General features: G+C 32.3%; 16 protein-coding genes and 2 pseudogenes. 10 read left to right on the top strand and 8 right to left on the bottom strand.

Annotated elements, in window-relative coordinates:
• Nucleotides 1–872: 872 nt before the first annotated feature.
• Nucleotides 873–971 (bottom strand): hypothetical protein, encoded by a 99-nt coding sequence (locus HMPREF3247_RS03425; RefSeq protein ID WP_001792089.1) that lies wholly within the window; start codon nt 969–971, stop codon nt 873–875.
• Nucleotides 972–1,055: 84 nt separating this feature from the next.
• On the opposite strand from HMPREF3247_RS03425, the gene HMPREF3247_RS03420 reads away from it, so the two are divergent.
• Nucleotides 1,056–2,444 (top strand): L-cystine transporter, encoded by a 1,389-nt coding sequence (locus tag HMPREF3247_RS03420; RefSeq protein WP_000991017.1) that lies wholly within the window; start codon nt 1,056–1,058, stop codon nt 2,442–2,444.
• A gap of 79 nt (nt 2,445–2,523) precedes the next feature.
• Here HMPREF3247_RS03420 and nfsA read toward each other — a convergent pair whose 3' ends face one another.
• Nucleotides 2,524–3,279 (bottom strand): oxygen-insensitive NADPH nitroreductase, encoded by a 756-nt coding sequence (gene nfsA, locus HMPREF3247_RS03415; RefSeq protein WP_001289311.1) that lies wholly within the window; start codon nt 3,277–3,279, stop codon nt 2,524–2,526.
• A gap of 491 nt (nt 3,280–3,770) precedes the next feature.
• On the opposite strand from nfsA, the gene ahpC reads away from it, so the two are divergent.
• The 5 genes from ahpC (at nt 3,771) to HMPREF3247_RS03390 (ending at nt 8,950) form a co-directional block, all read left to right on the top strand.
• Complete coding sequence (gene ahpC, locus HMPREF3247_RS03410) at nt 3,771–4,340, top strand: alkyl hydroperoxide reductase subunit C (RefSeq protein ID WP_000052781.1); 570 nt, start codon at nt 3,771–3,773, stop codon at nt 4,338–4,340.
• A gap of 15 nt (nt 4,341–4,355) precedes the next feature.
• Nucleotides 4,356–5,879, top strand: a complete 1,524-nt coding sequence (gene ahpF / locus HMPREF3247_RS03405; protein ID WP_000930514.1) for an alkyl hydroperoxide reductase subunit F — start codon at nt 4,356–4,358, stop codon at nt 5,877–5,879.
• Between the two features lie 114 nt (nt 5,880–5,993).
• Entirely contained in the window at nt 5,994–7,613 is a 1,620-nt protein-coding gene (locus tag HMPREF3247_RS14815) for a hypothetical protein (protein WP_000887780.1), read from the top strand.
• A 72-nt stretch (nt 7,614–7,685) separates the two neighbouring features.
• Entirely contained in the window at nt 7,686–8,312 is a 627-nt protein-coding gene (locus HMPREF3247_RS03395; protein ID WP_000746687.1) for an NDxxF motif lipoprotein, read from the top strand.
• A 254-nt stretch (nt 8,313–8,566) separates the two neighbouring features.
• Nucleotides 8,567–8,950 carry a hypothetical protein gene (locus tag HMPREF3247_RS03390; protein WP_000868260.1) on the top strand — a complete coding sequence of 128 codons (384 nt, stop codon included), beginning with the start codon at nt 8,567–8,569 and terminating at the stop codon, nt 8,948–8,950.
• Between the two features lie 65 nt (nt 8,951–9,015).
• Here the strand turns inward: HMPREF3247_RS03390 and HMPREF3247_RS03385 are convergent, their stop codons facing one another.
• Entirely contained in the window at nt 9,016–9,597 is a 582-nt protein-coding gene (locus HMPREF3247_RS03385) for a histidine phosphatase family protein (protein WP_000158375.1), read from the bottom strand.
• 177 nt (nt 9,598–9,774) lie between these two features.
• On the opposite strand from HMPREF3247_RS03385, the gene HMPREF3247_RS03380 reads away from it, so the two are divergent.
• Nucleotides 9,775–9,984, top strand: a complete 210-nt coding sequence (locus HMPREF3247_RS03380) for a hypothetical protein (protein WP_000211676.1) — start codon at nt 9,775–9,777, stop codon at nt 9,982–9,984.
• A 38-nt stretch (nt 9,985–10,022) separates the two neighbouring features.
• On the opposite strand, the gene HMPREF3247_RS03375 is transcribed toward HMPREF3247_RS03380, so the two are convergent.
• Entirely contained in the window at nt 10,023–10,274 is a 252-nt protein-coding gene (locus tag HMPREF3247_RS03375; protein ID WP_000466739.1) for a GlsB/YeaQ/YmgE family stress response membrane protein, read from the bottom strand.
• A 293-nt stretch (nt 10,275–10,567) separates the two neighbouring features.
• On the opposite strand from HMPREF3247_RS03375, the gene HMPREF3247_RS03370 reads away from it, so the two are divergent.
• Nucleotides 10,568–10,831 (top strand): helix-turn-helix domain-containing protein, encoded by a 264-nt coding sequence (locus tag HMPREF3247_RS03370; RefSeq protein WP_001055897.1) that lies wholly within the window; start codon nt 10,568–10,570, stop codon nt 10,829–10,831.
• A 137-nt stretch (nt 10,832–10,968) separates the two neighbouring features.
• On the opposite strand, the gene HMPREF3247_RS03365 is transcribed toward HMPREF3247_RS03370, so the two are convergent.
• The 3 genes and pseudogenes from HMPREF3247_RS03365 to HMPREF3247_RS03355 all read right to left on the bottom strand — a co-directional run bounded on the left by HMPREF3247_RS03365 (nt 10,969) and on the right by HMPREF3247_RS03355 (nt 13,070).
• A complete protein-coding gene (locus HMPREF3247_RS03365) occupies nt 10,969–11,541 on the bottom strand; it encodes a PepSY domain-containing protein (RefSeq protein ID WP_000769722.1) in 573 nt (190 codons plus the stop codon).
• 176 nt (nt 11,542–11,717) lie between these two features.
• Nucleotides 11,718–12,090 (bottom strand): annotated as a pseudogene (locus HMPREF3247_RS03360) (YxeA family protein).
• Between the two features lie 368 nt (nt 12,091–12,458).
• Entirely contained in the window at nt 12,459–13,070 is a 612-nt protein-coding gene (locus HMPREF3247_RS03355; RefSeq protein ID WP_000473942.1) for an enterotoxin-like toxin X, read from the bottom strand.
• A 205-nt stretch (nt 13,071–13,275) separates the two neighbouring features.
• Here HMPREF3247_RS03355 and HMPREF3247_RS14195 point away from each other — a divergent pair.
• Together HMPREF3247_RS14195 and HMPREF3247_RS03345 are read left to right on the top strand one after the other, a co-directional pair.
• Nucleotides 13,276–13,978 (top strand): annotated as a pseudogene (locus HMPREF3247_RS14195) (tyrosine-type recombinase/integrase); the annotation flags it as partial.
• Between the two features lie 50 nt (nt 13,979–14,028).
• Nucleotides 14,029–14,967 (top strand): Abi family protein, encoded by a 939-nt coding sequence (locus HMPREF3247_RS03345; protein ID WP_072419886.1) that lies wholly within the window; start codon nt 14,029–14,031, stop codon nt 14,965–14,967.
• 265 nt (nt 14,968–15,232) lie between these two features.
• Here HMPREF3247_RS03345 and rpsR read toward each other — a convergent pair whose 3' ends face one another.
• The gene (gene rpsR, locus HMPREF3247_RS03340) at nt 15,233–15,475 is read right to left on the bottom strand and encodes a 30S ribosomal protein S18 (protein ID WP_000897044.1); all 243 of its coding nucleotides are present in this window, start codon (nt 15,473–15,475) and stop codon (nt 15,233–15,235) included.
• Nucleotides 15,476–15,521: the final 46 nt, after the last annotated feature.

Genomic DNA, 15,521 nt, shown 5'->3' with positions numbered 1-15,521 from the left:
TCGTCCCACCCCAACTTGCATTGTCTGTAGAAATCGGGAATCCAATTTCTCTTTGTTGGGGCCCCGCCGGCAAGGTTGACTAGAATTGAAAAAAGCTTGTTACAAGCGCATTTTCGTTCAGTCAACTACTGCCAATATAACTTCGTAGAGCATAGAACATTGATTTATGTCCCAGCCTGTAATACTCAATTCATAAAACCTGAAACAAGCTGATATACTCCTTTCAATATCTACTTTGAAGAGAGCATATCAAACTAATTTGTTTCAGGTTTTTTAATTATTCATTATGATTAATATTGAATTTTGAATAAATTTTTGTAGTATGTTACTTTTAAATGGGATGGCTTCTGTGTATTCCTAAATTAATTCATCTTATAAGCCCATTCAATTTAAATGTTTGGCTGTGTTAGTAACTGACGAATCGCACAAGGGCACACTCATATTCACATTTTCTACAAACGCCTTTTTGCTCAAACAAAAATATTTGTTTTACGGTAGCTTTTGAACTACCACCTGCACACACGAACCCTCAAAAGATGCTAATTTTGATTCGACAGAATTTTTTACAACGTGTTTGTTCGAAGTGTCTTTTCAAGGTTGATCATTTATTATCTTTTTATTCAATAAATATGAGGTTAGCAATTTTTATTAAACCGCCATAGCCACATCTCGATTCAAGGATACATTTGTTTTCTCATATCTTATCTCTCATGACAGTACACGATATATATCTTTTCCAAATATTCATCACTTTTTTCCCGTTAAAATCATTTCTATTATTAACGCTGTAATGACAACTTATTTAATTTATTGCGTTTAATTCCCTGCTTCATTTTCAAATATCAACTTTAATCGACTAGGTCATAACACTATTAACCCTTTTCACCTTTCTCTACTAAATTCAAAACGATTTGTTTACAAATTCCCTTATGCCAACGGTCGAATTTCATCATGTTTACATTTAATTGCAAATGCCCTCTTGAAATATTTTAAAATTAATATTATTCTTAGCATACTAGTCGGAATTATATTCAAAAATTTGAGGAGTGACGTTCATGAATGCTTTTCTTACACTGATTAATATTATTGTATTGGTGATTTTCATCGTAATATTGCACATGATGGCTCGCAAACATATATCTTTTGCGAAACGTGTGTTTACAGCTTTAGGTATCGGCATTGTATTTGGCGTGTTATTACATCTTGTCTATGGAACACATTCGAATGTTATTACATCAACAAGTGACTGGTTCAACATTGTCGGACAAGGTTACGTTGCATTGTTGCAAATGATTGTGATGCCTTTAATTTTCATTTCTATTGTCGCTGCATTCACTAAAATTCAAATCGGAGAAAAGTTTGCTAAAATTGGTAGTCTCATTTTTATCTTTTTAATTGGCACTGTCACCATTGCTGCAATTGTTGGTGTTGTTTATGCCTTGGTGTTTGGTTTAGATGCATCAACAATTAACCTTGGTAACGCTGAACAAGCACGTGGAAGCGAAATTGCTAAACAAGCGAAAGATTTAACAGCACATACGTTACCACAACAAATTTTGGAATTATTGCCTAAAAATCCATTCTTAGATTTCACTGGACAACGTGCAACTTCCACGATTGCTGTCGTGATATTTGCTTCGTTTATAGGATTTGCTTATTTACGCGTAGCACGCAAACAACCTGATCATGGTGAATTGCTTAAGCGTGCGATTGACGCTATCTATTCACTAGTAATGGCGATTGTGACGTTCGTCTTACGTTTAACGCCATACGGTGTATTAGCAATTATGGCCAACACATTATCGACAAGTGACTTTGGCGCCATTTGGACTTTAGGAAAATTCTTAATCGCATCGTACGCTGCATTAATTACGATGTATATCATTCACTTAATTATTTTAAGCCTGTTAGGTATTAGCCCAATTCGCTATGTTAAAAAGACTTTGGAAGTATTAATCTTTGCATTCACATCACGCTCAAGCGCGGGTGCCTTACCATTGAATGTACAAACACAAACAAGACGTCTAGGCGTGCCAGAAGGTATTGCCAATTTCGCTGCGACATTTGGATTGTCGATTGGACAAAATGGTTGTGCAGGCATTTACCCTGCCATGCTTGCAATTATGGTCGCACCCGTCGCTAATGTAGAAATTGATTTACAATTTATTGTAACGTTAATCGCTGTCGTGATTATTAGTTCATTCGGCGTTGCTGGCGTCGGTGGCGGGGCTACATTTGCATCCATATTGGTGTTGTCAACGTTAAACTTGCCAGTCGCTTTAGCCGGCGTGCTCATCTCCGTTGAACCATTGATTGACATGGGTAGAACAGCATTAAACGTGAACGATTCAATGCTAGCTGGTACAGGTACCGCCAAGTTAACTAAACATTGGGATAAAGATACTTTCGATTCAAATGATAATGCTGCATTAACTTCACACTAATTCATTGCAAGAAATACCCGCCCCCTCTAGCTATACTTATCATTTTAAGCTAGAGGGGGCGGGTTATTTTGGTATCTTGCTATCGCTGTATTAAGCCTGATTTTTGCAATTGTTCTAACATATCTAATCTTGCTTTGTTTCCTAGGAACATCTCAATTTGCTGCGACCATGTTTCTTTGCGATTCCCGTTTGTACGTTGATCATAGTACTCGCTGATTGTCTGGTCGTAATCTGCCATTTGTGCATACTGTGTTTCCTTATCAGCGTGATACTTATTATGATGGAAGACATGGTCAAATGGTAAGCGTGGCTTGGCTGCACCATTTTCATCATCTGCGGGTTCCCCTACTGCCATACCAAATACCGGGAAGACATAGTCAGGTAAGTCTAAAATTTCTCGAACTCGTTCAACATCATTTCTTAATGATCCTAAAAAGACAATGCCATACCCCATATCTTCAGCAGTTACCGCAATATTTTCGGCAACTAATGCTGCATCGATTGCACCTACTAGCAAACCTTCCGTTGAACCATATGCATTTTCCATATCAGTTTCAGCATGTTGATCAACTAAATGATGACGATAATAATCAATAACAAAGACGAATAAATAGCCATTTTCTACAACATAAGGTTGTCCAGAAACTTCTCGTAAATTTTCTTTAATCTTCTCATCGTCGATACCAATAATTGAGTATGCTTGCAGGAAACTTGACGTCGAAGCGCTTTGTCCAGCTTCTACCAATTTCTTAACAACGTCTTCACTTAAAGGTTTATTCTTAAATTTTCTAACAGAATGATGCTTTTTCACAAGATTATATACATGTTCTGACACGTTACCCACTCCTCGATACTTTACAATTAATTTAAAATCTTCATATTGCAATTGTACACGTCCAAACTTTTTTATAGCAATTATTTGCTTATAAGTTAATAATTGAACTTTTTAAAATATTGTCTCATACTTTAAAAATCCAGTTTCTCACTCATTACCTTCATCCATCTCGAACAAATATTCTCACACCATTATCAATAAGGTTGACTTAGTTGAGAATACAAATCTTCTTTTTTTACATTTTTTACATTAAAATCAAGATATTAAATATAGACACAACCTTTTAAATCATCAACTACAAAATCCATTATCAAAGCACTTTATATTATCTTTCTTTATTTTAAAAGTAATCATTCACTTTACAAAGTTATCCAGTTGACTATTCTGGATCAAAATGTAATAATGCTAACTAAGAGATTAGAATTATTATAATTAAGCGCAATCAATTGATAGTTCTAATTCATACTTAAATTCTTAGGAGGAAGATATTTATGTCATTAATTAACAAAGAAATCTTACCATTTACAGCGCAAGCTTTCGATCCAAAAAAAGATCAATTTAAAGAAGTTACACAAGAAGATTTAAAAGGTTCTTGGAGCGTAGTATGCTTCTATCCTGCTGACTTCTCATTCGTTTGTCCAACTGAATTAGAAGACTTACAAAACCAATATGAAGAATTACAAAAATTAGGCGTAAATGTATTCTCAGTATCAACTGATACTCACTTCGTACACAAAGCATGGCATGACCATTCAGATGCAATTAGCAAAATCACTTACACTATGATTGGTGACCCATCACAAACAATCACTCGTAATTTTGATGTATTAGATGAAGCTACTGGTTTAGCTCAACGTGGTACATTCATTATCGACCCAGACGGTGTTGTACAAGCATCTGAAATTAACGCTGACGGAATTGGCCGTGACGCTAGTACATTAGCTCACAAAATCAAAGCAGCTCAATATGTTCGTAAAAACCCTGGCGAAGTATGCCCAGCTAAATGGGAAGAAGGCGCTAAAACATTGCAACCTGGTTTAGATTTAGTAGGTAAAATCTAAGGAGGCATTACAACCATGCTTAATGCTGATTTAAAACAACAACTTAAACAATTATTAGAACTAATGGAGGGCAACGTTGAATTCGTTGCCAGCCTTGGTTCAGATGAAAAATCTAAGGAACTCAAAGAATTATTAACAGAAATTTCTGATATGTCACCTAGACTTTCACTTTCTGAAAAGTCTTTAAAACGTACACCAAGTTTCTCAGTCAACCGTCCTGGCGAAGAAACAGGTGTAACATTTGCAGGAATTCCATTAGGTCACGAGTTTAACTCACTTGTTTTAGCAATTTTACAGGTTAGTGGTCGTGCACCTAAAGAAAAACAGTCAATTATTGACCAAATTAAAAACTTAGAAGGTTCATTCCATTTTGAAACATTCATTAGTTTAACGTGTCAAAAATGTCCTGATGTCGTTCAAGCACTTAACTTAATGAGTGTGATCAACCCTAACATCACGCATTCTATGATTGATGGTGCAGTGTTCCGTGAAGAATCTGAAAACATCATGGCAGTCCCTGCTGTCTTTTTAAACGGTGAAGAATTTGGCAATGGTCGTATGACAATCCAAGATATTCTTTCGAAACTAGGCAGTACGGCAGATGCATCTGAGTTTGAAAATAAAGAACCTTATGATGTCTTAATCGTTGGTGGTGGTCCTGCTAGTGGTAGTGCAGCGATTTACACAGCACGTAAAGGTTTACGTACTGGTATAGTTGCTGATCGTATCGGTGGCCAAGTTAATGATACTGCTGGTATTGAGAACTTCATTACTGTTAAAGAAACAACTGGTTCTGAATTTTCTTCTAACTTAGCAGCGCACATTGATCAATATGACATTGATGCAATGACAGGTATACGTGCTACAGATATCGAAAAGACTGACGAAGCAATTAAAGTTACGTTAGAAAACGGTGCTGTCTTAGAAAGCAAAACAGTCATTATTGCTACTGGTGCAGGTTGGCGTAAGCTAAACATTCCAGGTGAAGAGCAATTGATTAATAAAGGTGTTGCATTCTGCCCTCACTGTGACGGACCTCTATTCGAAAATAAAGACGTAGCAGTTATCGGTGGCGGTAACTCTGGGGTTGAAGCAGCAATTGACCTTGCTGGTATCGTTAATCATGTTACATTATTCGAATTCGCTAGCGAATTAAAAGCAGACAACGTGTTACAAGATCGTTTACGTTCTTTATCAAATGTTGATATCAAAACAAATGCCAAAACTACTGAAGTTGTCGGAGAAGACCATGTTACAGGTATACGTTACGAAGACATGAGCACCGGCGAAGAACATCTACTTAACTTAGATGGTATCTTTGTTCAAATTGGTTTACTTCCAAACACATCATGGTTAAAAGATGCTGTTGAATTAAACGAACGTGGTGAAATTGTTATTGATCGTAACAATAATACTAACGTACCTGGAATATTTGCTGCTGGCGATGTCACAGATCAGAAGAACAAACAAATTATCATTTCAATGGGCGCTGGTGCAAATGCAGCATTAAATGCCTTTGACTATATTATCAGAAACTAAAGTTTTCACAGTTTCACTGACAGTATCTTACATTTGTTAAGATGCTGTTATTTTTTTATCCCGACATAAAATCATGTTATGATAAACTTAATATATACAACGAGGTGTGCAAAAATGCTTGATGTTCATTTTATATACCCAAGAAAATTACAAAACGCATGCGAATATTTTAATTTACCGACCCAAAAAGAAGGATTTGAAGTCACGATGCATGCTTTACGCCCTGAAAATATACATAAAATTTATCATGATATGGATAAGACAGAACAAAAATTTATAGAAACACTTATATCTAATGGTAACCCTGTCACAATCGTAAATAGCCGTGATGTTAATATGTTAAAGCTAACAAATCACCTAGGTTTTGTTTATCAACTTAACGAAGATGAGTTCTTTGTAAATAATTTCTTTTTAAGATATATCAATTCAGAGGTACTAGATAATGCATACGGTGAATTCGAATCGTTAGATACAATAAACCATATGAATTTAAATGAAGAAGTGTTACGTGTAAGACAACATACGCGCTTAAACGATGTCACATTAGAACATGCTTTACTGTTAAAAACTAATGACGAGCTAAAAACAATATGCAGGCAGTATGGTATCAAAGGATTCTCAAATAAAAACAAACAAAATCTTGTTGAATTAATTATGACAGCATTTTTCAATAATAATCACATCATTGAACAAGTGTTTTCTAATGCTACTCTATTTGAGTTTGATATTCTTTCTAGCATACTTGAAAGTGATGATAACTACCGATTAAACAATGAACTAACTAAATTTGAAAAGCTGCAATTAATAAATTTTGATAACTTTTTAACTATTCATTTTTATTATTATTACGACTTTGAATATGATTGTCTTATTTTGCCAAATGATGTGCGTAAACATATTGAAAATTTCGTGAATCAAGTCGGCAATGGTGATTTTGAGAAAGCTGTAAATCAATTTGTTAATGAGCAAACAATTGAGAATAGTTTAGCAGAGTTTAAAAACGCGTTAGAATTATCATTTATGGAAGACGAAGTTGACTTAGATATGCTACTTGAAGATGATGACTTTGAAGATTTTGGTACAACCGATAGCTTAAGAAGTGATGCAATCACTCAATTGATTTCTGAGATTAAGAAAGGATTAATAGATAAAAAAGATATTTTACCTCTTCGTATTATACTTGGTTCTGTAAACTTGTATGGTATTTTATCAACTAATCATCTACTATATCTTTTACAAAGATTTTATGACGCTACTTTTAGTAAAGAAGAGTTACAATATAGCTTAGATACTTTAGCTGGTACTGAGCTATATTATGTTGACGATGACTTCGTGTTTCATCCTGTGTTATTTGATGTTGTCGAGTCTGAGGCGTCTGGCATTGATATTTCTGATGATGGATATTATGTACCAGCTTCGGTTGAAGAATTAATCTATTATGATAGACATCACTATTTGAAATCTGATCAAGCAATTAAAGAGTTTACCAGTTATCTACGCAAACAAATCAATATGAAAAATGATATTGAGAAAGAAAAGTATGTGAACGAAATTATTATGCTTTTACGTACGATACCTACGTCTAAATTAGTACAACCAATTATGCAGTTATTTATAGATAAAGCTATCCTTAACAACGTCCAAAATGATGCATTATTGATAGAAAAAGCAACTCATGCACGTAATCATTTACGTCTATGGTCATTGCAAGGTCATCGTGACATTCCAAACTAATTCAATGTTACTCTATTAAACATGAATACATATTTTTTCAATTAAAGATAAACTAAGGAGTTATATTACATTATGAAAAAGAGATTACTACTAAGTACATTTTTAGCATCGACATTAATTCTTACAGGTTGCGCGTCCGATCAATCTGATAACGAAGATCATCATACAAGTACTGGCATCCATGCACCTAAAAGCGCTAAAAAATTAGAAACAAAAGATATCTTTAACTCAGATAAGAAAAATAGTGATATTAGTGATGCAGAGATGAAGCAAGCTATAGAAAAGTATTTGTCTGTAAATAGCGATATACTTGATAACAAATATATTATGCAACATAAACTAGATAAACAAATTGACAGTCAAACAAAAGTGACTGAAAAACAAGCAGAAACACTTAGCCACTTATCTAACTTAGCTGTTAAAAACGATTTGCATTTCAAGAAATTTGTCACTGAAAACAATATTCCTAAAGAATATAAGAAACCCGTTGAATTAATGATGAATTACTTCAAAGCTTTAAATAGTACAATCGCCAATGTTGATGAAGATATTGAAAAGCTTAGCTATCAACCGCAAAATAAAATCAATGTTGTCGACGTGCCAACAAAATATGCCGGTGATGTTAATAAAAAGCAACAAGATAAAATTAAAGATTTCTTAAAATCTAAAGGTATCAAGAGTGATGTTATCGATAAATAACTGAAAGCCATCATTGCGACATGTAACACATCATTACATGTGCTTTAATTCATGACAATTCTTTATCTTTAAAAGTGACTAATCAATTTAGCTAAAGTCATCATTTGGGCATCAAGCAGCATATTACTGTTTGATGCTTTTTTAATTGCCTTAAATTCACTATCCATCCTAAAATTCCCATTAGTTGACGCATTTGACTATATACCTAACATATTCCATACTTATATTGACTCTATAAACAAAGGATGATCATGATGAAAGTTCGAATTACTTTTATTATTTTAGCAATTTTATCGACGATTGTTTGCTTGTTCTTAACAGCAATGCATCCAACAGGACCAAACACAGTAACTTTTGAACAGCCATATTTATTCACCCTCAACATCATTATAATGGTATTAGTCGCATTACCTTCACTTGTTTTAGCTATATATGATTATATGAGTTTTAGAATTTCTTCTGCTATTTTACAATTTCTAGGGGCTATCTCTTGGTTCTTTTTATCATTGATATTATCGCTCACACAATTTACACCTTTTACATTAGCGTCATTTATAACTTCAATTATTTTGTTCGTAAGCGCAATTATCACATTAGCTATTGGTGGTAAGTCTGTTGATAAGAATGACTTCCATTAAATTCCAAATACAAAAAAGGTTCTGAAGGCAGCTATAAAACACAGCTTTTCAGAACCTCTATACTTCTATTCAATGATATATGGTTTGCAATTTTCAACTTTTAAATCCACAGCTTCTTCCCTTGAAACTTTGTTAAAATAAACCATCAAACAACGAATGACAACTTGATGTGCAACAATGACGATATCATCTTTTTGTGTATCTTCATTGACAACATGATTCATAAAATGTTCGACGCGTTGATATACATCTTCATAACTTTCTCCTTCAGGCGCTTTTTGTGAAAAACTATGACGAAAGTCTTTAAAGTTTGGATCATTGAAATATTTTTCATATTTCGGATTCGCACTGATTTCATCTTTATATTCACCCTCAAATACGCCAAGTGAACGTTCTCTTAATAGAGGCGTAGTCGTTGATGCAATGTCATATGGAAAAATATGTTCAAACGTTTGCTGTGTTCTTAATAAGTCTGAAACATATACATGTTTAATCTGTTTCTCTTTAAAATAATCACATAAATCGTCTGCACTTTTTGTGCCAGTATCCGTTAACGGCACATCTAATTGTCCACAAAAATAAGATCGAAAATGTTTATTATCATAATTCGATTTTGATTCGCCATGTCTAACTAAATAAATCGTCATAATATTACTCCTTACCTTATGTATTTCATATCTACCATAACACTTTGACTACTAATTCGATATCAATCTTAATATTCTATTCTAAAAAAAGAATTAATTCATATTTTAAATTAATGACTCTAAAAATAGTATTGTCTTTAATCAAGTGATGTGTTACTATATGGGTGTAGTTCTTAAATGACTACACAGTCTTTTATATTCATGAACATAATACTCCTGGATGGCGCAACCCAACGTCATCCTTTTTTTATTTGTCAAATACTCGCTTTTTTATTTCCAAAATTTCCTCATATTAATTTATTACTTTTTAATCCTATCTTATCTACATTTTCAAATATTATAATACATATTGACCATTTTCACGCAAATAAAAAAGATGACAACTGAATGCCATCTTTATTTCAATTTCCAATTGAATTTTTTTATTATTTACGCATAGCTCTTAAAATTAACGTTACGATTGCAATTAAGATAATTGAACCAATTAATGCTGGCAAGATGTAAATACTTCCTAATTCAGGACCCCATTGTCCGAATAGTTTGCCACCTACCCATGATCCAATAATACCTGCGATAATATTGCCTAAAATACCACCTGGGATATCTTTACCCATAATAGCACCAGCAGCCCATCCAATTAAGCCACCGATAATTAACATTCCAATAAATCCAAACATAATTTTCAGTCTCCTTTTTCTATTTATTTTGCGTTATTCTAAGTAGTACCCCTTATTTACAATTCTAAAACAAATTCAAATTATTTTTATCCAAATATTTTTAAAAGTAGTAATTGAATATCAATTTTATTCAATGTAGCTATCGTTATTTAAAGTCTCTGTACCGGCAATATCATATACATTATTTTTTCTGCCGAATTCATAGCTTGATTATTTTATGTTATAGGACTAGAATATACACATATTATTAGAGCATCTTTGAATTTTAAATCAAGAAGCGAGGTTAATGAACAATGAATATGCATATTTTATATAACTTACGAACTAAACATAATTTAGAAATTGACGAATTAGCACAACAATTAAATGAGAAATATGGTACTAAATATGAAGCACATCAAATTTGGGAATGGGAGAATCATCACCATGAACCTAAATTTAAAGACGCCATGCATTTAGCTGATTTCTTTGATGCACCATATGAAATGTTTTTAGAAAGTAAGGTTAAAGAATATCAGAAACATTTAGAAGAAGTCGATATTCGCATGGATAAATAGATGCAAATAAACCCTCACAACACGTTAGGCATATATCCTTTCAAATCTATACTGGATATATTACATTGCGTTGTGAGGGTATTTTAATAATTAATATGAATTAAGACATTTTACAAGCGTTAATGCAACGAATCTTTTTAGTGATCTTGCTCACTCTTTAATACTTTACCGTTCTTAGCATCAACAGTAACTTCTTGTTTTTTATTACCTTTTTTCAAATCGATATTGTAAACAAGTTTGCCATCATCTTTTTCAAGTGACCATTCTTTAATATCACCATCAAATTCTTTTTGTCCTTCTTTAATGGCTTTTTTGTAATCTATAGCATCGCTATATTTAAAGTTATCATTTTCATTCACTGTATCTTCTTTTTCAGTCTTTTTGTTAATCACTTTTTTATTTTTATCAGCAACAAGTACTTCTGACTCTTCACCAGATTTTTGTTGCGTCACTTTATAAGCCCATTCACCATTAGAATTTTCAAATGAAATTCCTTTCAACTTTTGGCCTTTGTAGGTTTCTTCAGCTTTTTTCACAGCATCTTCTGGGCTTGTTTTAACATCTTTTAATGCAATAACATCTTTTGTTGTATTAGTGTCTTGATTAGTATTTGACTCTGTTGATTTTGTTTCATCTTTTGGAGTATCATTGCCACATGCAGTAAGCACCACCGCTGACATTGATAACACTGCTAATGATTTTAATTTCATAATATCACTCTCTCTTCCTTTTTTGAAACTCATAACAAAAGCTTATATGCTATATAGATTGTATTACCCCTTGTTTTTAATTTTATTCATAATTATTACAAATATTTTTAAATTAATCATCATGTGTTACTTTCGTTCGTACTCATTTTATAATTGAACCATGTAATATAAGCACGCTATAATCGACTCAATTTGTCTAATGCTTTTTTTAGGTACTTGCCCCTTTTCAACTTCTTCAAAAGTTTCTACGTGATGACCTTTATGTGTAATTTTCAAGTATCTATGCGGTTTAACATCAAATGTAGCAGTATACATTAATTGCGTCTCTTTCCCTTCTTTATTAAAAGCACTTTGACTATAACTTCGGAGTTGATCATCCATTCTAGTAGACACCTCAGTCGTTTTAACATAAGAAACATCTTCCTTTACTAATGGGTTAAATTGATCTGTTATACCATGAGAGTCTATTGTTTTTAAAATGAATAAAGCAGCATAAGCGCCAATGATAGTAAGTGCTAGATATGTTATTGTTTTTAAAATCGTTTTCAAAAGATCACCTCTGACAAAATATAAAATAGGATGTCTCTGAAAACAACTTACATAATTGTAATTAAAGTGTAAGTATTAGTAGAAAATGATGGTATTTGAATCTGAAAGATATGAATCGTTTTTAAACTAAGTTATTTTATAGAGACTTTATTATGGAATTGAAAGAAGTTAATTTTAAGGTTGTCGAATGTAAAAACATATTGATTAACCATAAAAGAGAAATTATTTTTGTAGATTTCGGCATAAACGTCATTAAAGAATTTTCTATATGATGGTGCTAATCATAACAAAGAAAGTTAGGCACCTTTAGATACCTAACTTTCAAAGTATTAGCAATAAAACACTGTATATACTAATTCAACTTAATTTCAAACTTGTTCAATGTCATTAACACTTTTCACAAGTTTGAAAGTTACATTTTTTATATCGGCTGTATTAATTTTTACATTTTCCCTATCTTTTTGTAGCTCTTTATGCGACTCTAATGTATATTTACCGCCATCTTTTGTATTTATGACGATGTTACCTTTAGGCAAATGTTCTCCCATATATAAGCCATAAGAAATATGAGCAAATCTTATGATATGATCCAATTCCTTTAAAGTGACAACTTCTTTATTAAGAGTAATATTTCTCTTAGGTGTATATACTCTATCAGCAACTCTGTATGTTCCTTCTAAATTTATACGAACTTGGTTTTCATTTAAAGGTCTCTCTGAATAAACCCAATTCCTAGATTTATTAGATTTTCCGTTTATTGTATTTTGGCTGTATCTATCGTAAAGTTTTTTAACCAAAGCTTTTTCTGAATTATTTGGTACTTCTTCAACTTTTTGGAATTGTTTATCTTGTACACTTGGGGAATTTTGTGTTGACGCGTCTGCTTTTGGATATATTCCAAATGTTCCCCCATAGATGATACCTAGCGATAGAATAGATTTTAATAGAATTGAATTTTTCGAGTCATTTTTTTTGAACATATTTAATTACCTCCTTGAAGTAAAACTTTATTTTCTTCAATTATAAAAATAATAGACGTGCTCATGAATTAAATTCATCTTAACTCTTGATTAACTTTAATTTGCTACCACTCTGAATTTAATAACTATAAATCGTCTACACATAATTGGACTAAATCTAAGAGAATAGAATTTGTTAATTTAAAATAGTAAGCAATTCAAAGTTATATGTGTAATAGATAAAATAGATATCCCTATAGTGATGCGTTACTAGCTAAACGTAATAACACTTTAGAAGATAATGAAGATAAGGAGTTACTGGATTGTTTCGACTATGTAATTAAGTATAAAAATATCCAACGACAAAACGTAATTATAAAATGGTAAAAGCTATGGTACAGTTTCAAATTGCTAATGACATGCGTATCGGTGAGCTACTTGCAATAAAGAGAGTAAATATAAACTATGAAGATAAAACGCTAGATATCGACGGTAAAGTTAATTGGATAACTGAAAAATGACGGGAGCATCCGGAGTAAAAGAGACAACTAGAACAAGTAACAGCTATAGGGCTATAGGCCTCACTATCCATAGCATCGACTTACTAAGAACACTTATGCTTGTAATGATAAGTTTATTAATATAGGGTACATATTCACAAATGCAGCTGGTGGCCCTATCGACTCGAACAAAATTAGCAACATTATTAAAGGGGGCACTATCAAAGAGACAACTGAGATTAGTTCTATTAAGAAACCTGTAACGACGCATACATTACATCATTCGCATATATCTACACTTGCTCAATTAGGAATTAACTTAAAAGCAATGCAAGAGCATGTAGGTCATTCAGATTATAAAAAAATCTAGAGATATACACACATGTTACTAATCAGATGGCGAAAGATATGATGAATAAATTTGAATGATTGGGGAGTTAAAATTGGAAAAAGATGATACACTAGCAGAAATTAAGCCTATGCTCAATTTTGATGAGCAAATAGCGAAATTAAAACAGATGAATATATTTTTTAATATTATTGACACCGAAAAAGCAAATGAAATTCTTAGAAAAAATAATCACTTCTTCAAACTAGCTTATTTCCGAAAAAATTTCGAAAAAAAGAATGGCGGCTATTTCATAGAATTTGCTTATTTATCAGATTTAGCAACTATAGATATGAAATTAAGATACACAATGTTGCATTTAACTTTAGATATTGAACATAGTTTAAAGTGTCTAGTCTTAAAACTAATAACAGAAAATAACCAAGAAGATGGTTATAAAATAATAGATGAGTTCTTATGTATTGATAAATCATATAGCAATTCAAATTTTGACACAAATTCAAGAACACCAGAAGAAGTTATGGAAACCAAAATCAAAAATAAAAACGAAATATTCAAGCATATGAATAAACGAGGACAACTACCCGAGAAGTTGAATAAATACTATCAAAATCCACCCGCATGGGTTTGCATTGAATTCATGCAACTAGGTCAATTCGTTTCGTTTCTCAACTTCTATTACAAGAAGTACAATGACGAAGAATTGAGAGTTGCTAATATTTTAATGCCTTTAGTTAAAAATATAAGAAACAAATCAGCTCATAACCAACCCATCATAGCAAATCTAAATTATGACAGTAGATCTCCTCAATATTTATTTGAAAAAGGGAATAATATAGGCATATCTAGAAACATGTTCGGAATAAAAAATTTCATAGATACTTTCGCTACGCTAGAATTACATAATCAAGTTTGTAGTAATGCAATTATCCAAGCAAGATATCACGATTTGGACCAACTTCAAAAGCGATATAAAAGAAACGAAAGCTATTATAATAATGCATTAGCTATCAAAAGATTTTTTATAGCTTTAGATAAAATTATTGACTTCAACAGACCAAAAGTATAAACTATCTAGTGAGGAAAGAGACTTATAGGTCTCGCGAGTTATTTTAATTCGTATGCAAGAAAAAGAAGAGCTATGCATTTTATTTAAAATGCGTAGTTCTTTTTTTATGCATCTAAATTCATATTATTTTTGCAATATAAACATATCTTTGTGCAAATTCCGAACACAAAACATTCACATCATCCTTTTTTGCCCTTTTTCTATACCCCAAAACACAAAAAGCCCCGTAAGCCTATGCCTACGGGGTTTGACAATAAATTATATATTATTGTTCTTCTTTAACATATGGTAATAATGCCATATGACGAGAACGTTTGATAGCTGTAGTCAACATACGTTGATATTTAGCTGAAGTACCAGTTACACGACGTGGTAAAATTTTACCGCGTTCTGAGATAAAACGTTTTAATAATTCAGTGTCTTTGTAGTCGATATGTGTAATACCATTTGCTGTGAAATAGCATACTTTTTTACGACGACGTCCGCCTCTTCTTGGTCCACCTGCCATGATTGTGTGCCTCCTTTGATAATTTTTTCGCTTTAATTTCGTTAAT

It is taken from the genome of Staphylococcus sp. HMSC36A10 (genome assembly GCF_001838845.1).
GTDB lineage: Bacteria > Bacillota > Bacilli > Staphylococcales > Staphylococcaceae > Staphylococcus > Staphylococcus aureus.
The sequence above is the reverse complement of the archived record's forward strand: the minus strand, read 5'-3'. Positions and strand labels throughout refer to the sequence as shown.